Here is a 22,456-nt window from a genome sequence, read left to right as displayed (position 1 = left end):
ACGATAAATATGGGACAACGTTCCATTCGATACGTACTCATTGAACGATGTATAACACCAGAGGACATGAGCCCGGATCGGTGGTTCGAGCGATATCGACGCCGACGAGACGAACGACGTATGGTGGCTGAGAAAGATGGGTATCGTCCCGCTCACACACGTCGCATTGGAATTCTCTTGTATTTAGTTTAGTTATTTAGAAATATATCGTCTGCTGTTCGATCAATACCGTAGAGGTCGGATGAAGTAAGAACTATAGGACTCCGGACACACGTTCAACCATGGCAGGCCCACCGATCGAGGAACTCCACTTCGAGGACGCACCGTCAGTCGGGGACGTTCCCGGACCACGATCACGCGAGCTACTGGAGACGCAACGGCAGATCGACTCGAGCGCGGTGGCGTATCCCGAGGACATTCCGGTCGCCTTCGAGGAAGGCAAGGGCGCGACCGTCCGGGATCCCGACGGCAACACCTACATCGATCTGTTTGCCGGCATCGGCGTGTTGAACGTGGGTCACTCGAACCCCTACGTGCTCGAGGCCGTCCACGAGCAGGCCGACAAGCTCGTTCACACGATCGACTTCCCCACTGAGGCTCGGCTTGACCTCATCGAGCGGCTCAACGAAATCGCGCCGCCCGGGCTCAAAGACCAGAACCGCTTCGTCTTCGGCGGCCCGACCGGCTCCGACGCCATCGAAGCCGCGATCAAGCTGGCGAAGTACAACTCGGGCGGTGACGGGCTGATCTCGTTCCGCGGCGCCTATCACGGCACGTCCTCGGGCGCGATGAGCATCACGGGCAACAAGAAGCTCAAGGATCACTACACGCCGCTGTTGGCGGACGTGGTGCACGCGCCGTATCCGAACCCGCTCCATCAGGAGAAGCCGCCCCAGGAGGCGGTCGAGCACTCCCTCGAGGAGGTCAAAGCGATCCTCGAGGATCCGTACGGTGGACTGGCGAATCCGGCAGGGATCATCGTCGAGCCGATCCAGGGCGAGGGCGGGATCGTCGCGCCGCCGGAGGGCTTCCTCCAGGGATTGCGCGATCTGGCGACCGACAACGACGTGCCGTTGGTGTTCGACGAGATCCAGTCGGGATTCGGCCGGACGGGCGAGTGGTGGGCCAGCGAGTGGTACGACGTGACGCCGGACGCGATGACGACCGCGAAGGCGCTTGGCGGGGTGGGCTTCCCGCTGTCGGGACTGATGTACCACGAGGACCTGGACACGTGGGGGTCGGGCGACCACGCGGGCACCTACCGCGGCCACGTGGTGGCGATGCGTGCCGGCGTCCGCGCGATCGAGTACATTCAGGACCACGACCTGTTGGCACACGCCCGCCAGCTGGGCGAGGAGATCCGCGACCGATTCCGGGAGATCGCCGACTCGAACGACGCGATCGCCGAGATCCGCGGCAAGGGTCTGTTCATCGGCGTCGAGTTCACCGACGAGAACGGCCAGCCGGACGACGAGACGGTCGACGCCATCCAGACCGACTGCTTCGAACACGGCGTCCTCGTCTGGAAGGCCGGCCCCCACGGCAACGTGTTGCGGCTCGTGCCGCCGCTGGTGTTGACCGAGGAACTCGCGGACACGGCGATGACGATCATCGCCGACGCAATCGACCGACAGACTGCCTGAACGTCGTCGACTACCGGACGACTTCCCACCAGGACCGACCGACGGCCGGACTGACCGGTCACGTGACCGCGTGATCGGCTGCATTCGATCACCGTTTCGTGGTCGTGTGAGCGTCTCTCACCGACGACTGATGACCGACGTTTTTAAGCGGGACCGTCGGGAACTCACGGTAACTCGCTGGGATGGACGTCCAGCGGGCACCCGCCGCCCGGCCGGCACCGGTCGGGGACGGGACGAAATGTGGCTCCGCGGCGTCGTCGCGGGGCTGAATCGCAACCGTCCGTGGACAAACCATGGCACGAAGCTTCTACTCGCACATCAAGGACGCCTGGCAGTCCCCCAAGGAGGGGAAACTCGCCGAGCTCCAGTGGCAGCGCAAGCAGGAATGGCGCGAACAGGGCGCGATCGAGCGGATCGAACGCCCCACCCGCCTCGACAAGGCCCGCGAACTCGGCTACAAGGCCAAACAGGGCGTCGTCGTCGCCCGCGTGAGCGTCCGCAAGGGCGGCTCGCGCAAGCAGCGCTTCACGGCCGGCCGCCGGTCGAAGCGTCAGGGTGTCAACCGGCTCTCGCGCCGCAAGTCGATCCAGCGGATCGCCGAGGAGCGCGCTTCGCGGAAGTTCCGCAACCTGCGCGTGCTCAACTCCTACTGGGTCGGTGAGGACGGCTCCCAGAAGTGGCACGAAGTGATCCTGGTGGACCCGAACCACCCCGCGATCGAGAACGACGACGACCTCTCCTGGATCTGTGAGGACCAGCATCAGGGTCGCGCGTTCCGTGGACTCACCTCCGCCGGCACCAAGGGCCGCGGCCAGCGGACCCGCGGCAAGGGTACCGAGCACACGCGACCGTCGATCGGCGGCGACCGACGCCGCGGCAAGTAGACGCCGTCTCGTCACACAGACGCCGTCTCGTCACACAGACGCCGATCGATCCATCGAAGCGGTTCGGATCGACCCGGATCGACCCCCGCATCCTTATGCCCGTCACCGGCCAACGTCGGGTATGAGCCTTTCGCTGGACGCGACGCAGCTGGATCGCTACTCCAGACACATCATTCTCGACGAGGTCGGCCCCGAGGGCCAACAGCGGCTGCTCGAGGGCGACGTCCTCGTGCTCGGTGCCGGTGGCCTCGGCGCGCCGGTCATTCAGTATCTCGCCGCGGCGGGAGTGGGAACGATCGGGATCGTCGACGACGACGTCGTCGAGCGGTCCAACCTCCAGCGGCAGGTCATCCACGCCGACGCCGACGTGGGCGAGCCGAAGGTCGAGTCGGCCCGCCGGTACGTCGAGGCACTCAACCCGGACGTCGACGTCCGGACCCACGAGACCCGGTTGGACGTGACCAACGCACGCGAGCTCCTGGCCGACCACGACGTGATCGTCGACTGCTCGGACAACTTCCGGACGCGGTACATCGTCAACGACGTCGCCCGGATCGAGTCGATCCCGGTGGCACACGGCGCGATCTACAAGTTCGAGGGGCAAGCGACGACGCTGCTGCCCGAGGGGCCGTGTTACCGGTGTCTGTTCCCGGAGGCGCCCGAGCCCGGGACCGTCCCCGACTGTGCCTCCACGGGCGTCCTCGGTGTCCTTCCCGGAACGCTCGGCTGTATCCAGGCCACCGAAGCGGTCAAGCTGCTGCTCGAGTCGGGTGAACCGCTGTCTGGACGGATGTTGTTTTACGACGCGATGGGGATGACCTTCGAGACGGTCGAGTACGCCCGCAATCCCGACTGCCCGGTGTGTGGCGAGGACCCCATCGAGACGATCGAGGGGATCGACTACTCGGACGGCTGTGCGATCGCGGCCGAGTGACGTCTCGGCTGAGTGACGTTGCGGTCGCCGTCGACCACGGGGCCCGCCGCGATCACGGGGTCGCCGTCGACCACGGAATCGACCGCGATCCCCGGTCTTCTCGACCCCTGCCGATCGGCGCGGATCGAACCGGTTTAGGCGGGCCCCGCCGTGGCTACGGTAATGCTTACGCTGGGAACGGCGAGCGCGGCCCCGGGTGAGACGGCAACGGGGCGCCTCGAGGTCGGTGAGACCCGCGACGGCTCGCCCGTCCGACTGCCGGTGGCGGTGATCAACGGCGTCGACGACGGAAAGACGCTGTACATCCAGGCGGTCAGCGACGGGGACGAACTCAACGGGCTCGGCGTCGTCAACCGGGTCGTCCCCCGCATCGACCCGACGGCCCTCTCCGGCGCGGTCCTCGTAGTCGGAATCGTCAACTACTACGGCTTTCAAACGGCCGAACATCGCAACCCGATCGACGACACGAAGACGAACCGGGCATATCCCGGCAACGCGACCGGGACGACCTCCGAGCGGATCGCCCACGCCACCTTCGATGCGGCCACGCGCGCGGACCTGATTCTGGATCTCCACCAGGGATCGACCAGCCGGATGATCGACGAGGTGCGCGTCCGGTGTGGACCGCGACACCGGCTGCACAGCGACTGTCTCCGGCTCGCGAAGGTCTTCGGCTGCGGCTACGTGCTCGACCAGAAGGGTCCCGACGGACAGCTCGCCCGGATCGCCCCGAACAAGGGGATCCCGACGGTCGATCCCGAACTCGGCGGCTGCGTCGGGTGGGACGAGGAGTCGATCCGCAAGGGCGTCGAGGGCGTCTTCAACGTCCTCGGCTACTACGGGTTCCTCGACCGGGAGGTGTCGGTCGCCAAACAGACGCGCGCTCGCGGGTTCGAACAGTACCGATCGCCGGCCGGCGGGTTAGTTCGGTTCGAACGTGAACTCGGCGAGCGCGTCGAGGCCGGCGACGCCCTCTTCGAGGTAACGGGCGTCTTCGGCGACCGTCGCGCCCGCGTGACCGCCGACAGCGACGGGATATTCTGGCGATCCCGTCGGCTTCCGCAGGCCGCCGCCGGCGAGTACGTGTGCTCGGTCGGGACGAACCTCGTGACGTACTGAGTCCGCCGTCTTCCGTCTCCAACTCCCGTCCGTCTCCAACTCCCGTCCGTCTCCATCCCCCGTCCGTCTTCATCCCCCGTCTTCACTCTCCGTCCCACTTTCCGATCGGGTCACCGTTCGGGATGGGTCGGCGCGTCGAACCCTCCGCGGATCAGCGGTTTCGCGACGTGACGCCGTGCGCACGGGGGAACCTCGTACCATCCCGGGTCGAGATCCCGGTCGAGCCGGGCGGTCGTCTTGCCCGGTGCGTCGGTTCCACAGTCGCGACACCGATACCCCTGTCCGCGGCCCGCCGAGGACATCGACCGGCCGCAGTCGGGACAGGTCGGGGTGACGCGTTCGGTCCGCACCAGGTCCCGGACCGCGAACTTCTCGAGTTTGATCGTCCGGTCCGGCGTCGCCGGGTCGTCGTCTCGCCCGGCCGCGACCTCGCCGCAGACGGTGAGCCGGTCGCCGACCCGGAGGGCACGAACGCGGTCGCGGAACCGCTCGGTCGGCGCGAAGGCGGCGGCCAGCAGGCGGTCGCGGTCCTCGGAGACGGTCTTCTCCGCCCCGTCGGTCCCCGCCGGGTCGGGTGCCGCGAGTTCGAGGAAGACGTGGCCGCCCCGGCGCGTTTCCGGCGCGGTCGCAACCACGCCGTCGACGCGGTAGCCGGCACCAGCCCGGAGCGACCCGATCTCGCCCGGGCGGAGGTGTGCGTCGGTCCCCTGGTTCGTCAGGAACGTCGCTGACCGGTCGACCGGCTCCGAGTCGATCCGGTCGGCGACCGCGCGACACGCGTCGGGGTCGTCGCCGCGGATCCCGTAGAGGATCGGCCCCGGCGCGTTCGGGACGCAGACCGCCGCGTCCGTGCCGCGATCGACCGTGTCCCAGACCGTCGGGTAGCCCTCCTCGGCGGCCGCAAAGAGGGAGTCGTGGTCGACCGACCGTGGGGTGCCGCAACGGTCGAACGCCCGATAGGCGATGTGTTCGTGGGTCCACTCCTCGAAGGCGGCCGCCGCGCCGACGGCGGCGAGCGCGCCGATCCGGCCGCGTCCCTCGACCGGACAGCCCTCGGCGGCGAAGCCGGCGTGGCGGAGGCCGTGCTCCTCGATCAGCGAGAGCGCGTCCGTAAGGTCGTAGCGTCGTCGCAACGCGCCGCGAGCGAACTCGGCGATCGGTTCCGGGATCACGTCCGCCTCGGCGTCCGAGGTCGGCACGGCGTCCGCGAGGGCCGATGAGGACACGTCGGCGACGACGACGCCGGGTGAGGTCCGTGGATCCTCGCCGATCGACCACTCACGGACGGCGTCGCAGGCGAGCTCGAAGGCGCGGTCCGGATCGAGGTCGGTGTGCAGTGCAAGGGCGGCGTTGCCGCGGGTCTTGTGTTTCACCGCGGGGTTGAGTCGGACCAGCAGGCGCCGATGAACCGATCCGCCCGCCGACTCGATCCGCTCGGCGAGGCGGGCCGCGAGGTAGGTCGTACACATCCCGTCGGACCGGGAGTCGGTGTCGTCGAGGCCGACGATGGTCACGGTCGCCGTTCGGGCCGGGCGAATAAGCCGGTTTCGCGGTCGGATCGGTATTTAAACCAAATCGAGATGAGACACGCAAAACACCCGATGGCGGCGACCTTCGTCTCGTCACGCCGGCACAACGTATTTACGTACCGAGAGGGTATTCACGGATATGTCACGGGCAGCCTTGATCGGCAACCTCACGGCGATGCTGGAGGACGCCTCGTTCCTCGTCAGCGATCGCTGTGCGGTCCGCCCGAAGAGCTTCGACCTCGCGGCGCGGCGCGGCGAGGACCTGCTGCTCTTGAAGATCCTGCGGAACATCGACGCGCTCGATGCGGAGACGGGTGCGGAGATGCGCCGACTCGGGGAGTACCTCGACGCAACGCCGATGGTGATCGGGATGCGAACGCGCGATGAGGACCTCAAGCCCGGCGTCATCTACTTCCGACACGGCGTTCCGGTGCTCAACCCCGACACGGCCTACGATCTCTTCGTCGAGGAGGTTCCGCCGCTCATCTATGCGGCCCCGGGCGGGCTCTACGTGAGCCTCGACGGCAACCTGCTGGCCGACGAGCGCGAGGAACGGGGCTGGTCGCTCGGGCGGCTCGCCACCGAGCTCGGCGTCTCCCGCCGGACCGTCTCGAAGTACGAGGACGGGATGAACGCCTCCGTCGAGGTCGCGATCCAGCTCGAGGATCTGTTCGACAAACCGTTCTCGAGCCCAGTCGAGGTGCTCGAGGGCGCTGAGGAGGTTCGTGAGGCCGACCCGACCCCCTCGCCGCCGGATGCGGACCCCGACGACGAGCACGTCCTGCACGTGCTCACCGCCGCCGGATTCACCGTCCATCCGACCTCGCGGGCGCCGTTCAAGGCGGTCTCCGAGTCCGAGGACGACCGGCCGGAGATGCGCGTGCTCACCGGCCACTCGCCGTTCACCGAGGCGGCCGAGAAACGCGCCCGCATCATGTCCTCCATCGGGACCGTCGCGCGGACCAGATCCGTCTACTTCACCGAGAACCGCCGGAAGCGCGAACAGGTCGACGGCACCGGTCTCGTCTCCTGTGAGGAGCTCGCGGAGATGGACGACCCCGACGCGATCCGCGAGCTGATCGAGGAGCGCGCCGAGAAGCCGGCCGAGGCCTAGCGGCCGTGGCGACGGTTGGGAGGCTCGTCGTCGATCGTCGTCGCGTCCGACCGGGCGGGAAACCTGCTCGGGCTCAGGCTGCCGATCCGTACGTCTCTTCGAGATACTCGACGATGTCGTCGCTTTCGGGCATCCCCTCGACGTCGTGTTCCTCGTCGACGAGGACGGGCACGCCGGTCTGTCCGCTGACCGCCTCGACCTCCTCGCGCTCGGCGTGTGACTGTGGCACCATCCGGGAGTCGTACTCCAGATCGAGATCGGCCAGCTTCCGTTTGACCTTCGCACAGTACGGACAGCCTTCCAGTTCGTAGAGAACGATGTTCGACATCGGGGGATACTACGGTCGCGATTCGGTTAAATCCGTGGTCCGTGGCGGGTTCGGCCGCCGTTTCGGATGGCTGCCGGTTCGATCGTGGTGGTCGGTCCCGCTTCGGATCGCCCGACTGACGGCGTCGGTTCGCGATGGTTCGGAGACCGTTTATCCGCCGTTCGGGTGGAGGTTCTCCGACGGTCAGGCGAAGGTCCCGAACCGGACCCAGAAGTACGCGATACACGCCAGCGCAAGCGCCCAGTGGGCCGGGTGAACCTCGTCGCGTCGCCCGGCGGCGGTCGCGACGATCGGGTAGCTCAGGAGCCCGGCGGCGATCCCGTAGGAGATGTTGCCGGTTAGGGGCATGATCATGATCGTCAACCCGGCCGGGGCCGCGTGGACGACGTCGTCCCAGTCGATCTCGGTGATGTTCTGCAACATCAACACGGCGACGACGACGAGGGCGACGTAGGGGGCAAACGGTGGGATGACCGACAACAGCGGCACGACCGCCAGCGAACAGAGGAACAGGGCCGCGACTACGAGCGCGGTCAACCCCGTCCGCCCACCCTCGCTGACGCCGGCGGAGGACTCGATGTAGGTCGTCACCGTCGACGTCCCGAGGATCCCGCCGACGGTCGTTCCGACCGCGTCCGCAAGCAGGGGTTTGTCCATCTCGGGGAGGTTCCCGGACTCGTCGGTGAGCCCGGCGGCCTGTCCAAGGCCGGTGAGCGTGCCGGCGGTGTCGAAGAAGTCGACGAAGAAGAACGTGAAGATGACCAGCGCGAAGGTGAACGCCTCGACGTTCTGGAACCCCTCGAGGAACGCCCCCACCAGCGGGGTGATGTCGTATGCGGCCGCCCCGTAGGTGATCTCGGAGACGCCCGGCGCGAGGACGGGAGCGCCGATCACGCCGGCCCCCTCATCGAGGATCAGGGGTTGCACGCCGAGCGCGGAAACGACGTACGCGAGCACGCCCGTCGTCGTGATCCCGATGACGATCGCCCCCCGGATCCCGCGTGCCCACAACGCGAAGGTGAACAGGATCCCGACGGTCGCGAGGACGGCGACCGGATCGAGCGCGATCGACGGGTTGAGGCTGGTCGTCGCGGTGATGATCCGCATCTGTTCGAGCCCGAGGATGGCCAGGAAGATCCCGATTCCGGCCGAGACCGAGAGCTTCACCGGCTCGGGCAGCAGCGTGATGACGAATTCGCGGGCGCCGACGACGGTCAACAGTAAGAACAGGACACCCTCGATGAACACCGCCGCGAGCGCCGTTCGCCAGTCGACGCCGAGGCCCGTAACCACGACGAAGTAGGCGTTGAGCCCCATCCCGGGCGCGAGCCCGAACGGGAGATCGGCGTACAGCCCCATCACGAGCATCGCCGCGATCGACGAGAGGATCGTGACGACCGCCAGCAGCTCGACGGTGTTCGGGCCGACATCGATCGCCTCCGAGAGGATGACGGGGTTCACCACGATGATGTACGACATCGTGAGGAACGTCGTCAGGCCCGCAAGCAGTTCGGTCGGGAGGTCCGTACCACGCGCCTCGAGGTCGAAGTAGTCGGTGATCAGGTTCGGTGTCATATCGGTGGATCGCTCCTGTGGTCGTCACTCCATCTGCTCGAGCGCGCCAACCGGCGCGTCGGTGATCTCACGGGCCCGGTCGAGGCCCTCCTCGCCGACCGCGATGAGCGCGAAGACGCCGGTGACGTCGGCGTCGGCCTGCAGCGCGATGTCCAACAGCAGCTCCTGGGTCTCGCCCGACCGAATGAGGTCATCGACGATGAGCACCGTCTCGCCGCCGCCGATCGCGCTGGCTGGCAGGTAGTAGGTCAACTCGATGCCGGAGGCGAGCCGCTGGCGGGATTCGATGAACTCCTCGACGGCGGTCTCCTTGGACTTCTTGGCGTACGCGAGCCGCGCGTCGAAGAAGGATGCCATCGCCGCGCCGAGGGTGATCCCGTCGGTTGCGGCCGTCAAAACCACGTCGGGCGTCTCGAATCCGAACGACTCCGCGGCCACCGGGGCGACGAGATCCAGGAACGACTGGTCGAAGACGATCGCCGAGTTGTCGACGTATCCCTCCGCGTCACGGGTGATCCGGGACCGCAGCTCGTCGGCGAGCGCGTCCCGGCCGACGCCGTTGACGATCTCGCGGGCACGGTTGGGCCCGGGAAGGACGTGGCCGTTGACGTACCGGTTCAGGTCTCCCGCCGGCAGGCCGGTCGCCCCGGCGAGCTCCTCGTAGGTCCGTGGCCGTTTCAACATCCGGAGGACCGCGACCGCCTGCAGCTGGAGGGCTGCCTTCTCTGCGCGATTCATATCCTGGATCCTCAATGCGTATGTATGAATATATCGATATCATAAATCCACTGAGGATCCACGTCTATGGGTGTTCTTCGCGGTCCGGCGTGGGCTATCGCTCCCGGACCACGACGAACTCCGCGAGGTCCCGAAGGTACTGCATCGCCTCGGTGTCCGGGAGGTCGGTCGCATCGAGCGCGTCGAGGGCCGCGTCCGACTGTGTGCGGGCTTCCGCGGTCGCTTCCCCCGCCGTCAACCGCGTGACCTGCACCACCGACGGGCGGTCCATCTCGGCGTCCTGGCCGGTCGGCTTGCCCAACGAGTCGGCGTCGGCCGTCGTGTCGAGGACGTCGTCGCGCATCTGGAAGGCGACGCCGACGCGCTCGGCGTACTCGCCGAACGACTCGACGACGACGGGGTCGGCCTCGGCCGCGACCGCGCCCAGTTCCGCCGCCGCCCGGAACAGGGCGCCGGTCTTGCGACGCGCGAGCGTCTTGTATTCGGCTTCGTTCGTGGGGCGGTCCACGAGCTCGGTGGCCTCGCCCTCGCCGAGTTCGACCATCGCCTCCGCGACGATCCCCATCGCCCGCTCGTTCCTCGAGAACAACGCGAACGCCTCCCCGAGCAGGCCGTCGGAGGCGACGATCGCCGGGCCGTAGCCGTATTCGGCCCACGCCGAGGGCGTTCCTCGGCGGACGTCCGAGCGGTCGATGATGTCGTCGATGACCAGCGAGGCGTTGTGGACGAGCTCGATCCCGGCGGCGAAATCCACGGCGTCGTCGGGGTCGCCGCCGACGGCCTCACACGCGAGGATCGTCACCGCCGGCCGGACCCGCTTGCCGCCCGCCAGAACGACGTGTTCGAGCTCGTCGGCGAGTTCCGAGGGATCGACCGCCGCCAGAACCGACTCGATCCGCTCGTCGACGAGCCCGACTCGTCGTTCCAGGTACTCCATCGTGTATATAACCGTTCCCCCGGCGCAAAGGTGTGACGGAACGTGACCGGTCGACGCGTTCGTCGGTCCCCTGACCGAATGGTTCGTGGACACGAACGACCGGAACGGGTTTGTAGACACACCCGAAACGCGGGTGTGAATGGGCGTCGGCCACGACGAGTTGCAGTTCGGATCGCTGTATCTGACGCGATTCGCCGCAAGCTTCGGCTTCATGACCGTAATGACGCTGTTGCCGACCTACATCGAGACGCTGGGGGCAACCGGCGTGACGATCGGCGTCTTCGTTGCAATTTTGGAACTGGCTCGAACCGTCGGGATCGTCCCGCTGGGGTGGGCCGGCGACCGCTACAGCAAGCGGAGCGTGTTGCTCGTCGCGCTCGGCGTGAGCGTGGCCGCGTACCTCGCGTTCGCCAGGATCGCGTCGATCGAGGGGTTCCTCGTCGCCAGAACCCTTCAGGGGCTCGGGCTCACCGGCACCGGCCTCTTGAGCCTCGCGCTCGTCGGAGATCTCGCGCCGCCCGGCCAGCGTGGGGCCCGCATCGGCCGGTATAACGCCTTCCGAATGGGTGCCGGCATCGCGGGCACGATCGGCGCGGGGGCCCTCCACGCCGTCGCCGGCTTCGACGTCCTGTTCGGACTCCTTACGGTCACCCTGATCGTCGCGACCATCGGCGTCTGGCGGTTCGTTGACGCCGACGAGACCCACGTCTCCGGGTTCGCGTTTGCCGACCTGGCGATGAACGAGCGGATCGTGACCTTCGCCACGTTCCGAGCCCAGTACGCCGTCGCGGTCACGCTCGTACGGCGGTGGGTGCCGATATTCGTCGGGGTGTCCGCCGCCCAGGGCGGGCTCGGGTACGGTGCGGTGATCGTCGGCACCGTGCTCGCGGCCGAGAAGTGCACCAATATGGTCTGTCAGCCGATGGCCGGACGGTTCTCCGACAGGCAGGGTCGCGCCGTCTTCATCCTCGTGGGCGGGGGCGCGTACGGGCTCGTCGCCATCGCGTTCCCGTTCGTCGGCGGTTTCGTGGACGGTGTGGCGCTCGTGGTGCCGGGACTCGGCCCGCTCTCTACCGCCGTCATTGCCGCGATCATCTTGAACGGGCTCCTCGGCGTGGCGGACGCGTTTCGTGAGCCGGCGAGTATGGCGTTCTTCGCCGACGAGGGGTCCGGCGAGGGAATCACGAGCAGCTTCGGGATCCGGTCATTGATCTGGAAACCCGGAAGCGTTCTCGCTCCGCTGGCCGGCGGCTGGCTGATGGGCGAGTTCGGCATCGAATGGGTGTTCGTTGCGGGCGGGGCGGCTGCCTTCGCGGCGACCGGAACCTTCCTGGGGATTTTCGTGTGGCGCTACGGGACGCAGTCGGTTCGTGAGTGGTGAGTGGGGACAGGCGGTTCGTGAGTGGACACGGGACGTGGGGACGGCTACGTCGACGGCCTACAGGTCGAACTCGTAGAGGTCGTCGCCGACGTGGTGGACCGATTCGACGACCTTCCCCTCCTCCCCGACCATCTCCTCGCCGTCGACGAGCGCCCGGCCGATCGCCAGCACCTTGCCGTGGGTCTCCTCGGCGATCGCGACGAGGTCGCCGGCCTCGATCCCCGGATCGGCCTCGACGATCCCGGGCCGCATCACGTCCGCCCCGTTCGAGACGAACGAGATCGCACCCGCGTCGACGGTCACGATCCCGGAGTCGGGGTCGGTTGCGTTGGCGCCACGCACGGTCACGAAGGGCTCCTCGTCGGTGTAGAACACGAGCGGCTCCCCGTCGACGAGCACGAGGTCGAACGCGGAGTCGGTCAGCTCGACGAGCTCGAAGGCGTCCCCGTCGATCTCGACGCCGAGTCCCTCGGCGAGGGCCGACCGTATCTCGTCGATGGCGTCGCTTCGGAGATGATGGCGGGATTTCACCTGCATACGCTCGGATGCGGCGGGCACGCGCATAAATCGTCCCCATTCCCTTCGGTAGGCGCGACGCCGGCGACGTCCCCGACACGCCTTTCTACCCGACACGCGTTGTGTCGCGTATGTCACCGGACGCGCAGTCGGAGTCGGACGACGAGGAGGGACCCGTTCGGGTCACGGAGGAGTTGGCCCGGCATATGGCGAACAAGCGCGAGGAGCTCTTCGAGGAGTTCGGGATCCGCGATGAGTTCCCCGAGGCGGTCCTTCGTGAGGCCGAGGCACGCACCGAGGACGTGGGGTCGGAGATCCAGGCCGAGATCGACGACCGCGAGGACCTTCGGGACCTCACGACCTGGACGACCGACCCGGTCGACGCGCAGGACTTCGACGACGCGATCTCGATCCGGCGCGAGGAGGACGCCTACCGGCTGTGGGTCCACATCGCCGACGTCACCCACTACGTGACTCCGGAGACGTCGATGTGGGAGGAGGCGGTCAAGCGGTGTAACACGGTCTATCTCCCCGGCTACACCGTCCATATGCTGCCACCGATCCTCGCGGAGACGGTTTGCTCGCTCGTTCCCCAGGAGGACCGGCTCGCCCACACGGTCGAGATGGAGATCGACGACGAGACGCTCTCCTTCGAGAACGTCGACATCTACAAATCCGTCATCAACTCCGACGAGCGGCTCACCTACTCGGAGTGTGAGAACCGCCTCGAGGACGAGGACGCGCCGCTGCACGCGGAGAACGTCCTCGCGTTCGAGCTGGCCGACCGGATGCACGAACAGCGCAAGGCCGACGGCTCGCTCGTGTTGAACCCCCGTCGCGATCGCGCCCACACGATCATCGAGGAGTCGATGCTCAAGGCGAACAAGGCCGTCACGCACACGCTGATGTGGGACCGCGGCGTCGAGGCGATGTATCGCGTTCACCCTCAGCCGACACCGGATCAGTGGAACGACGCGCTGCGGGAGATCCAGGAGCTCGACTCCGTCTCGATCCCGGGGTCGTCCTGGGACGACCCGCGAAAGGCCGTCAACGCCGCCCTCGAGGAGTCACCCGATCGCCAGCTCAACAAGATCCAGCGGGCGGTCCTCAAGGTGATGCCGCGCGCGAAGTACATGAACGACCCCTTCGGCGGCCACCACGCGCTCAACTTCGACATCTACGGCCACTTCACCTCCCCGATCCGGCGGCTCTCCGACCTGATCAACCACTGGATCGTCCACACGAACGACGTCCCGGAGACCCTGATCAAGCTCTGTGATCGAGCCTCGGACAAACAGAAGGACGGCGAGACTGCCGAACGGCTCTACAAGCAGTTCCTCGAGGAGGTCGGCGTCGATCCCTACGCGGTGAACAATCGCGGTTTCGAGGTCGTCGAGGATCCCGACGAGGCCGATTACGGGGTCTGAGGCGCCACACGAGCACCCCACATCCAGCACCGACCGTGGGACACCGACAACGGACGCGGGTCGGAACCTCTCCGATCGTGGCGATGAATGGGAGAAGAGTATATATACGATGACGACGGAACGATGATCTCGGACACCCGGGCGAGCTCGAAGAAGCTGATGGCGATCCTGCTTGCCGGCGTCGTTCTGGTGACGCTGTTGGTCGTCGTGGCCGTGGTGCTCGGGGCCGCCGAACGGTCGATCGACGGGATCGTCGGCGTTGCGTCGCCGATCGTCCCTCTCGCGTGAGGCTCCCCGGCCCTCGGGCCTGACGACCATAACCGCCAGCCGTAGCCGAATATCCTCGGCCCCGAACTATTAGCTCCTGTCCATCTATCGGGCCGAGATGGAGATGACGCGTCGAACGATCGCGACCTGGATCGACGCCGATGACGTCGGTCGGCGTCGATACCGTCGATCCAGGTCGTCGGCGTCGAAGCATTGATATCGCCCCCCACGGTAGGGGATGGTGATGATTCGGGGTCGGCTTGCGGAGACTCGCGATCGGGTCCGATCGCGACTGGAGGACGCCTTCATCGAGGACCACTCGCCGCGGGAGGTCGCGTTCAGCTTCAGCCTTGGCGTCTTCATCACCGCCCTGCCGACGCTGGGGTTCGGCGTCGCCGTCTTCCTCGCGCTGGCGTATCTCTTCAAACAACTGAGCAAGATCGCCCTGTTCGCGTCCGTGATCGTCCTCAATCCGGCCGTGAAGTGGGGCGTCTACGGGACGAGCTACTGGCTTGGCAGCCGCCTGCTCGGTCCGATCCCGTCGGAGGCCGTCGGCACGTTCACCCCGATCGCCGGGTCACATCACCTGCTCCGCCTCTGGGTCGGAAACCTCGTCCTTGCGATCGTCTTCGCCGTGGTCGCGTACGTGATCGCGCTTCGGCTGGTGTATGCGTACCGTCGCCGCGAGGCCGACCTCGAGGCGCTCCCGATCGACGTCGGCGCGAAGTGACGATCGGTTCTTCCCGACGGACGAACCCCGGTACCATCCGTCGATCACGCCCCCGTATCGAACGTATTCGGCTCATCATTGAAGTGTTCCAGGCTCGTTGCTCGGGATATGATCGACACGAAACGGCTGCTTGAGCGGCTCTCGAGCGAGCGGGGGGCGGACTTCGAGTTCGAACCGACCCCGTCGGAGGCGGCGATCCGCGAGGCCGTTCGGTCGCTGCGGGCGGAGGGCCTCTGTGGCCGCCGCGTCGTGGAACAGCGACTCGGCCCCTACTTCCTCGCCAGCGACCAGCACGGGCAGCGCGAACTCGACCTCCTCGAGGAGATCGTCGCGGAGGAGTACGCGGACCGGGACGTCTGCGTACGGACGCGGAGCTCCGAGTGTAGTCGCCTCCGTGGCGGCTGTCGGGGAACACGGTGAGCACTCATCGACGTCGATGGTGATCGACGTCGAGCGCGGTGACGGTAACTGCAACGATCATTTCGAAAACCAGCTGTCTCCCGACGTTTTAGATAGCTGTCATATGCTTGTTGTGCATTCTGAAGGTCACTGAACGTCCACACGCAACGCCGTGTTGCGAGTGTTTGAACGTGTGGAACGCAACAGCGGACGAGCGAACGCCCCAACGCTATCCACGTCAGTCAGAAATGGACTCGCGGGGTCCCCGCAAGCGAAGCGAGCGGGGGCACGCGAGGGAACGAACGAAGTGAGTGGACTCGCGGGGATTTGAACCCCGGGCCTCTTCCTTGCGAAGGAAGCGATCTGCCACTGATCTACGAGCCCGCCGACATCAATACTCAGCCGACCGGCGTACTTGTACCTTACTTTTCGTGGGCTCCGTGGTACGGGCCACCGATCGCGGGAGCGACGGGATCGCCGTCACTACCCGGTCGTGATGGACTCGCGGGGGTCCCGTGAGCAACGCGAACGCTTCGCTCGCTGCGCGCGACTGGTAGGGTTCAAACCCCGGACCGCTTCCTTGCGGAGGATTCGACGACGACGCCGCCGCTACCCAACGCGAAAAACGGGAAAACTGCGGTGCGCGAGAATGCGCCCTAGCGCTAGTCCTCGAGTACGATTTCGATGCTGACGTCGTTCGGAACCTGAATGCGCATAAGCTGGCGAAGCGCCCGCTCGTCCGCGTCGATGTCGATCAGACGCTTGTGAACGCGCATTTCCCAGTGTTCCCACGTCGCGGTCCCCTCACCGTCGGGGGACTTGCGGGATGGGATCTCCAGCGTCTTCGTCGGGAGCGGGATCGGGCCCGACAGGGAGACCCCCGTCGAGTCCGCGATCTCGCGGACGTCGTCGCAGATGTCGTCGAGGTCCTCGGGGCGAGTACCGGCGAGGCGGACGCGTGCCTGCTGCATCGATTATCGCTCGTTGACGTCCAGCACCTTGCCGGCCGCGATGGTCTGACCCATGTCGCGGATCGCGAAGCTGCCGAGCTCCGGAATCTCGCCGGACGGCTCGATGCTGAGGGGCTTTTGCGGGCGCACGGTGACGACTGCGGCGTCGCCGGACTTGATGAAGTCCGGGTTCTCCTCGGCGACCTCACCCGAGGACGGGTCGATCTTCTGGTCGATCGACTCGATGGTACACGCGACCTGCGCCGTGTGGGCGTGGAAGACCGGCGTGTACCCGGCGGTGATGACGCTCGGGTGCTGCATCACGACGACCTGGGCCTGGAAGGTCTCGGCGACCGTCGGCGGGTCGTCGGCGGGACCACAGACGTCGCCGCGGCGGATGTCGTCCTTGCCGATGCCGCGGACGTTGAACCCGACGTTGTCACCGGGCTCGGCCTTCGGCACTTCCTCGTGGTGCATCTCGACCGTCTTCACCTCGCCGCCGACGTCCGACGGCTGGAAGGAGACGTTGTCGCCCGTGTTGAGGACGCCCGTCTCGATACGTCCGACCGGGACGGTCCCGATGCCGGAGATCGTGTAGACGTCCTGGATGGGGAGTCGCAGCGGTGCGTCCGTCGGCGGCTCGGACTCCGGCAGGTTGTTGAGTGCCTCCAGGAGGATCTCGCCGTCGTACCAGTCCGTGTTCTCGGACTCGTCGGCGATGTTGTCGCCCTCGAAGGCCGAGATCGGGATGTACTTGGCGTCGTCCGCGTTGAACCGAACCTGGTTGAGCAGGTCCTGAACCTCGGACTTGACCGCCTCGTACTCGTCCTCGCTGTAGTCGACGAGGTCCATCTTGTTCACGCCGATGATGAGCTCGTTGATGCCCAGCGTGCGGGCCAGGAAGACGTGCTCACGTGTCTGGGGCGCGACGCCGTCGTCGGCCGCGACGACGAGGACGGCGTTGTCGGCCTGTGAGGCGCCCGTGATCATGTTCTTCACGAAGTCACGGTGGCCCGGACAGTCGACGATGGTGAAGTAGTACGTGTCGGTGTCGAACTCCTGGTGGGCGATGTCGATCGTGACGCCACGCTCGCGCTCCTCGGCGAGGTTGTCCATCACGTAGGCGAACTCGAAGCCGCCCTTGCCCTTCTCTTCGGCTTCCTCGCGGTGCTGCTCGATTACGTGCTCGGGGACGCTCCCCGTTTCATAGAGGAGTCGGCCCACGAGCGTACTCTTGCCGTGGTCGACGTGGCCGATAATGGCCAGATTCTGGTGCGGTTTGTCACTCATGGGGTAATCACGCGCTAAGGCGCTCTGTGAGGATGTTTTCGGGAGATTCCACTAAAACGGTTTCGATACGGACCACAGGCGATCTGACGCCGTCTGGCGGTTTGTGCCGAGTTGGCATATGGGTCGATCGTGTGGTTCCACGATCGATATCGCTGTCTACGGGGGCTGTGGGGCGCGTTCAGGCGGACCGGAACGGTTCGAGGGCCTCCTCCGTGAACGGTACGCGCTCCCCGGACCGGTCGAAACAGCCGTATTCGGTGATGCCCTCGATGCTCGGCGTGCCGTCGCTGCTGAGGGTGTGTTCGATCCGAACCGCCTCCGAATCGACGGCACGGACGTCGGCGTCGACCCGAAGGGTGGATTCGAAGGGGACGGGCGAGGAGAACTCCCACTGCCAATCGGCGATCCGGAACGGCTGTCGCTCCCCGCTCAACGCGTCGAGGCTCGTTCCCGAGTCCTCGAGGAACGCCTCGAGTGCCGCATCCGCGAAGCGTGGATACTCCTCGAAGTATGCGAGCTCCGAGCTCTCGATGTGGGGACTTCGGACCGGGAACGAGGCGCTAAACGTCGGTAGCGCGTCCGCATCGGGTTCGAGACGGTCGTCAGCTTCGTCGACGTCGCCGGTCTCATCGACCCTCCCGGCCCCGTCGGCTTTCACCTGCGGCGCGTCCGGCCCGACGGCGGGATCCCGATCGACGAGTTGATCCGCGTACGCCTCCCGCGTGGCGTTCGGGAGTTCGAGTGCGCCGCCCTCGGGCGCGATCGTGACGTGGGTCAGCCGTCCCGTTGCGACCGGATCGCCGTTGCCGTCGGTCATCTCGTAGACGAGCTCGACGCTCGAGTCGCCGACGTGTATCGGAACGGTTTCGACCGAGACGGTGTCCTCGAAGGTCGGATACCGATGGACCGACGTGCTGGCGACGACGGGGGCATACGGGATCCCGCCGGACGCGACGATGTCCAGGAACCGATGCCCGACCGCGGCGGTGATCTCCTGTGTCGAGACCAGTTCCCAGTCGAAGAACAACGACCCGTGAACGAGGGGTCCGGCCAGCTCGCCGAAGCGAATCGGATGTGAGTCGATCGTTTGCACGGTCGGATGCACGCGGCCGATCCACTACAGCGTTTAGGTTTCGGCCATCGTTTCAGTCGCCGCGACCCTCGGGTCGATCCGCACCTGCTGAGGCTGGTCACCCGAACCGGCCGATCGAACCGGCCGACAGCCGTCCGTTCGGTGTCGACTTCAGCGTGATCGCGGCGATCGTCGGACCGAGCCGCTTGTGGATCGTCGAGTCGATATCGTCACCGTATCCGGCGACGACTTCACGGTGAAAACTCGCGCGATCGCCTTCGGATCGGACACCGTTCGCAAAAGTTCGCTTCTCGCCCAACCGAACGAGTCGCCTCGCCGACGCGGGAGGCGTTAGATGTAGTCGATCGACTGCGGCAGCTCGAGCTTCATCCCCTTGCGCTCGCGGATCTCCATGATCTTCTCGCGCTGGAGGTTGTCGACGAGCACGCGGAAGCCCGCGTTCTCCGTGTTCCAGGAGGCGCGGCCCTCAGTCGCAGAGCGGATGTCGCTGGAGAAGCCGATCATCTCCTCGACGGGCGCGATGCCCTCGACGACCATCAGATCTCCTTCCTGATACATGTCGTCGACGCGTCCGCGGCGACCCTGGATCTCGCCGGAGGCGGCGCCCATATGCTCGGAGGGAACGTCGATACGGACGTCCTGGATCGGCTCGAGCAGGCGGACCTCGCCGTCGATAAGCGCGCGGTGGACCGCGTCGCGAACCGCCGGGATGACCTGGGCGGGACCGCGGTGGATCGTGTCCTCGTGGAGCTTGGCGTCGTGGAGGCGGAACAGCGAGCCCTGGACCGGCTCTGCGGCGAGCGGCCCGTCGTCGAGGGCCTCTTGGAGCCCCTCGAGGACGAGTTCCATCGTCTCGTTGAGGTGCTGGATACCCTTCGTGTCGTCGATGAGGATGTTGGTCCGGTGGATGTCCTCGACGTTCTGGGAGGTGTCCTTGTCCATTCCGGCCTCCTGCAGCGCCTCGCGGCGCTCCAGTTCGGGCATATCCATCGAGACCTCGCCGAGCTGGATCGCGTCGACGATGTCCTGGTCCATCGGCTCGACCGTGATGTAGAACTTGTTGTGGCGGTTCGGGGACTGTCCCTCGACCTCGCGGGACGCCTCCTGGGGCTGTTCGCGGTAGACGACGATCGGTTCGCCGGTGATGACCGGAATGCCCTGGTTGTCCCGGATCCGCTGGGTGATGACCTCGAGGTGCAGCTCGCCCTGTCCGCTGATCAGGTGCTCGCCGGTGTCCTCGTTGATCTCGATCTGGATGGTCGGGTCCTCCTTGGCGACCTGCTGGAGCGTCTCGATGAGCTTCGGCAGGTCGTCCATGTTCTTCGCCTCGACGGACTTCGTGATGACCGGCTCGGAGATGTGCTCGATCGACTCGAACGGCGTCATCTCCACGGAGGAGACGGTCGAACCGGCGATCGCGTCACGCAGGCCCGTGACCGAGGCGATGTTGCCGGCGGGGACGCGTTCCACTTCCTCACGCTCGGACCCCATGAAGAGGCCGACGCTCTGGAGGCGGTTCTTCCCGGCCGTCCCGGAGACGTACAGCTCCTGGCCCTTCTCGAGGGTTCCCGAGAAGACGCGACCCGTCGCGATCTCGCCCGCGTGCGGGTCCATCGAGATGTCCGTGACCATGAAGACGACGTCGCCGTCCTCGTCGACGAGCTGCATCGACTCCGCAAGCTCCGTGTCCGGGTCGCCGCGCCAGATCCGCGGGACACGGCGGGGCTGAGCGTCGACAGGGTTCGGGAAGTGCTCACAGACCATGTCGAGAACGACGTCCGAAAGCGGCGTGCGCTCGTGGAGCTCCTGGCGCTTGTCGTTGCGCTCGAGGTCGATGATGTCGCCGAAGTCCATCCCGGTTCGCTGCATCGAGGGCATCGAGACGCCCCACTTGTAGAGTGCGGACCCGAAGCCGACGGTCCCGTCCTCCACCGAGACGGTCCAGTCCTCCGGGATGTCGTCCATGTTCTCCGCCATCCCGCGGATGAGTTCGTTGACGTCGCTGATGACCGCGAGCAGGCGTTCCTGCATCTCCTGTGGCCCCTCCTGGAGCTCGGAGATGAGGCGGTCGACCTTGTTGATGAACAGGGTCGGCTTGACGCCCTCTCGCAGGGCCTGTCGAAGCACCGTTTCCGTCTGGGGCATCGCGCCCTCGACGGCGTCGACGACCACCAGCGCGCCGTCGACCGCGCGCATCGCGCGTGTCACGTCGCCGCCGAAGTCGACGTGGCCCGGCGTGTCGATGAGGTTGATGAGGTGGTTGGTGTCCTCGTACTCGTGGGTCATCGAGACGTTTGCCGCGTCGATCGTGATCCCGCGTTCCTGTTCGTCCTCCTTCGTGTCCATCGCGAGCTGCTCGCCCGCGGTGTCCTCGGAGATCATCCCCGCCCCCGCGAGGAGGTTGTCCGAGAGCGTCGTCTTGCCGTGGTCAACGTGAGCGGCGATGGCGATGTTCCGGATGTTCTCCGGATTGTCCATCAGCCGTTCACATTCCTGGACGATTTTCTTGCGTCGGCCCATTATGATGCGTTGTACCGCCAGCGGGGTCAAAAGGGTAGTGTTTCACGTCGGCCGCAGACGGTCGTTTCGGCCCGTTTCGACACGGTTCGTGTTGATCCGCCTCACGGACGCCGGTTCCCGATCCACCGTCGCATCGATCCGCCGTGTCGATCCGCCGGTTCGTTTCCACGCAGGTGTGACACGCCGATCCCGCGAAAGCGCTTTAGGGCGGTGGACCGTGATACGAATAGGCATGGACCTCCGAGTGTACGGCAACGTCGCCCCAGACCCGTTCCTCAGTGCGGCCGACCTCTTCGAGACGGAGTTCACGGTCGCGGACCCTGTTCGCGTCCGGGTCCGTGAGAATCCCGACGAGCGGACCTGGGCAGCCCACTACCCGGACCACCACGTGCTCAACATCTCCCGGCGGGCCGCGACCAGCGCGATGGCTCGCGAGCTGGCGGTCCACGAGTTCGCCCATATGGTTCGCCACGAGGAGGCACATCCCTCCCACACCCAATCGACCAAGGAGGCGCTCTACCTCGGTCTCGCCGGCGAGTCGATCGAGCGCCGAAAGCTTGCACATTGCTACCAGATCGCGAACCATATGAAGGACATCTACGCCGACGACATCACGCTCTCGGTCGCGCCGGCCGGGAAACTCGTCGGGTTCCTCGAGTCGACGCTTGCGGGCGCCGTCGCGGACCGTCCCCGTCCCCCACGTCCCGGTTCGACGCCGATCACGGCCGGCGCCGATCCCGATATCACCGCCGTCAATGCCGCCTTCGCACTGGCGCTCGTCGAGCGACACGATCTCGCCGACCGTGACCACCGGTTGTACGACCTCGCGCGCGCAGCCGGAAGCGACGCGCCCGCGATCGACGTCGCGGACTTCAAGCGCCGGTTCCTGGCGCTGGGCCCCGATCCCTCCGAAAGCGACTATCGAAAGGCGTTGGTCGACGCGACGCGTGCGTACGCGATCTAGAAGTGCCCAGTACGGTCCGTCGATCCGTCATTCAGTCCGATCCGTCGCTCAGTCCTATCCATTCCTTCTGATCGACCAAACCGAACTCCGGCCCAGGCGGTGCCGCCGCTGGTCGCGA

At 66.4% G+C, this 22,456-nt stretch carries 21 protein-coding genes and 1 tRNA gene; 11 read left to right on the top strand and 11 right to left on the bottom strand.

Annotation, left to right across the window (positions count from 1 at the left end):
* The first annotated feature begins 281 nt into the window (after positions 1–281).
* From OQF70_RS10600 to OQF70_RS10585, 4 genes are all read left to right on the top strand, one after another.
* Positions 282–1,643: an aspartate aminotransferase family protein gene (locus tag OQF70_RS10600; protein ID WP_280537504.1), complete on the top strand. Its 1,362-nt coding sequence runs from the start codon at positions 282–284 to the stop codon at positions 1,641–1,643.
* A 293-nt stretch (positions 1,644–1,936) separates the two neighbouring features.
* Positions 1,937–2,527: a 50S ribosomal protein L15e gene (locus OQF70_RS10595; RefSeq protein ID WP_092813271.1), complete on the top strand. Its 591-nt coding sequence runs from the start codon at positions 1,937–1,939 to the stop codon at positions 2,525–2,527.
* 121 nt (positions 2,528–2,648) lie between these two features.
* A complete protein-coding gene (gene moeB / locus OQF70_RS10590) occupies positions 2,649–3,461 on the top strand; it encodes a molybdopterin-synthase adenylyltransferase MoeB (protein ID WP_280537503.1) in 813 nt (270 codons plus the stop codon).
* 162 nt (positions 3,462–3,623) lie between these two features.
* Positions 3,624–4,580 carry a succinylglutamate desuccinylase/aspartoacylase family protein gene (locus OQF70_RS10585; protein ID WP_280537502.1) on the top strand — a complete coding sequence of 319 codons (957 nt, stop codon included), beginning with the start codon at positions 3,624–3,626 and terminating at the stop codon, positions 4,578–4,580.
* Positions 4,581–4,690: 110 nt separating this feature from the next.
* Here the strand turns inward: OQF70_RS10585 and OQF70_RS10580 are convergent, their stop codons facing one another.
* Complete coding sequence (locus OQF70_RS10580; RefSeq protein ID WP_280537500.1) at positions 4,691–6,094, bottom strand: tRNA(Ile)(2)-agmatinylcytidine synthase; 1,404 nt, start codon at positions 6,092–6,094, stop codon at positions 4,691–4,693.
* A gap of 154 nt (positions 6,095–6,248) precedes the next feature.
* Here OQF70_RS10580 and OQF70_RS10575 point away from each other — a divergent pair, with 154 nt between their 5' ends.
* Positions 6,249–7,223, top strand: coding sequence for a transcriptional regulator (locus tag OQF70_RS10575; protein ID WP_280537498.1), 975 nt, complete (start codon positions 6,249–6,251; stop codon positions 7,221–7,223).
* A gap of 73 nt (positions 7,224–7,296) precedes the next feature.
* On the opposite strand, the gene OQF70_RS10570 is transcribed toward OQF70_RS10575, so the two are convergent.
* The 4 genes from OQF70_RS10570 to OQF70_RS10555 form a co-directional block, all read right to left on the bottom strand.
* The gene (locus tag OQF70_RS10570) at positions 7,297–7,551 is read right to left on the bottom strand and encodes a glutathione S-transferase N-terminal domain-containing protein (RefSeq protein WP_092813287.1); all 255 of its coding nucleotides are present in this window, start codon (positions 7,549–7,551) and stop codon (positions 7,297–7,299) included.
* 183 nt (positions 7,552–7,734) lie between these two features.
* On the bottom strand, positions 7,735–9,126 hold the full coding sequence (locus OQF70_RS10565; RefSeq protein WP_280537497.1) for an NCS2 family permease: 1,392 nt from the start codon (positions 9,124–9,126) through the stop codon (positions 7,735–7,737).
* Positions 9,127–9,150: 24 nt separating this feature from the next.
* Positions 9,151–9,864 carry a phosphoribosyltransferase family protein gene (locus OQF70_RS10560; RefSeq protein WP_280537496.1) on the bottom strand — a complete coding sequence of 238 codons (714 nt, stop codon included), beginning with the start codon at positions 9,862–9,864 and terminating at the stop codon, positions 9,151–9,153.
* Between the two features lie 94 nt (positions 9,865–9,958).
* The gene (locus tag OQF70_RS10555; RefSeq protein WP_280537495.1) at positions 9,959–10,801 is read right to left on the bottom strand and encodes a polyprenyl synthetase family protein; all 843 of its coding nucleotides are present in this window, start codon (positions 10,799–10,801) and stop codon (positions 9,959–9,961) included.
* Between the two features lie 139 nt (positions 10,802–10,940).
* Between OQF70_RS10555 and OQF70_RS10550 the strand changes: the two genes are divergently transcribed.
* Positions 10,941–12,182: an MFS transporter gene (locus OQF70_RS10550; RefSeq protein ID WP_280537493.1), complete on the top strand. Its 1,242-nt coding sequence runs from the start codon at positions 10,941–10,943 to the stop codon at positions 12,180–12,182.
* Positions 12,183–12,239: 57 nt separating this feature from the next.
* On the opposite strand, the gene OQF70_RS10545 is transcribed toward OQF70_RS10550, so the two are convergent.
* Entirely contained in the window at positions 12,240–12,719 is a 480-nt protein-coding gene (locus tag OQF70_RS10545; protein ID WP_092815454.1) for an RNA-binding protein, read from the bottom strand.
* Between the two features lie 110 nt (positions 12,720–12,829).
* Between OQF70_RS10545 and OQF70_RS10540 the strand changes: the two genes are divergently transcribed.
* The 4 genes from OQF70_RS10540 (at position 12,830) to OQF70_RS10525 (ending at position 15,542) form a co-directional block, all read left to right on the top strand.
* Positions 12,830–14,125 carry a ribonuclease R family protein gene (locus OQF70_RS10540; protein ID WP_280537491.1) on the top strand — a complete coding sequence of 432 codons (1,296 nt, stop codon included), beginning with the start codon at positions 12,830–12,832 and terminating at the stop codon, positions 14,123–14,125.
* Between the two features lie 87 nt (positions 14,126–14,212).
* Positions 14,213–14,413, top strand: coding sequence for a hypothetical protein (locus OQF70_RS10535; RefSeq protein ID WP_280537490.1), 201 nt, complete (start codon positions 14,213–14,215; stop codon positions 14,411–14,413).
* 223 nt (positions 14,414–14,636) lie between these two features.
* Positions 14,637–15,122, top strand: coding sequence for a DUF2062 domain-containing protein (locus tag OQF70_RS10530; RefSeq protein ID WP_280537489.1), 486 nt, complete (start codon positions 14,637–14,639; stop codon positions 15,120–15,122).
* Between the two features lie 108 nt (positions 15,123–15,230).
* On the top strand, positions 15,231–15,542 hold the full coding sequence (locus tag OQF70_RS10525; protein WP_280537488.1) for a hypothetical protein: 312 nt from the start codon (positions 15,231–15,233) through the stop codon (positions 15,540–15,542).
* Positions 15,543–15,833: 291 nt separating this feature from the next.
* Here OQF70_RS10525 and OQF70_RS10520 read toward each other — a convergent pair.
* The 5 genes from OQF70_RS10520 to OQF70_RS10500 all read right to left on the bottom strand — a co-directional run bounded on the left by OQF70_RS10520 (position 15,834) and on the right by OQF70_RS10500 (position 21,374).
* Positions 15,834–15,905, bottom strand: a tRNA-Ala gene (locus OQF70_RS10520).
* A 278-nt stretch (positions 15,906–16,183) separates the two neighbouring features.
* The gene (rpsJ, locus tag OQF70_RS10515; RefSeq protein WP_021073576.1) at positions 16,184–16,492 is read right to left on the bottom strand and encodes a 30S ribosomal protein S10; all 309 of its coding nucleotides are present in this window, start codon (positions 16,490–16,492) and stop codon (positions 16,184–16,186) included.
* 3 nt (positions 16,493–16,495) lie between these two features.
* Positions 16,496–17,761: a translation elongation factor EF-1 subunit alpha gene (gene tuf, locus OQF70_RS10510; protein WP_092813314.1), complete on the bottom strand. Its 1,266-nt coding sequence runs from the start codon at positions 17,759–17,761 to the stop codon at positions 16,496–16,498.
* A 178-nt stretch (positions 17,762–17,939) separates the two neighbouring features.
* Entirely contained in the window at positions 17,940–18,854 is a 915-nt protein-coding gene (locus OQF70_RS10505; protein ID WP_280537487.1) for an acyl-[acyl-carrier-protein] thioesterase, read from the bottom strand.
* Between the two features lie 330 nt (positions 18,855–19,184).
* Positions 19,185–21,374, bottom strand: a complete 2,190-nt coding sequence (locus tag OQF70_RS10500; protein WP_280537486.1) for an elongation factor EF-2 — start codon at positions 21,372–21,374, stop codon at positions 19,185–19,187.
* A gap of 232 nt (positions 21,375–21,606) precedes the next feature.
* Between OQF70_RS10500 and OQF70_RS10495 the strand changes: the two genes are divergently transcribed.
* Entirely contained in the window at positions 21,607–22,338 is a 732-nt protein-coding gene (locus OQF70_RS10495) for a DUF5781 family protein (RefSeq protein WP_280537484.1), read from the top strand.
* The last annotated feature ends 118 nt before the right edge of the window (positions 22,339–22,456 follow it).

Source organism: Halopenitus sp. POP-27, from assembly GCF_029889855.1.
Lineage (GTDB): Archaea > Halobacteriota > Halobacteria > Halobacteriales > Haloferacaceae > Halopenitus > Halopenitus malekzadehii.
This window is presented reverse-complemented; position numbering and strand designations above follow the sequence as displayed.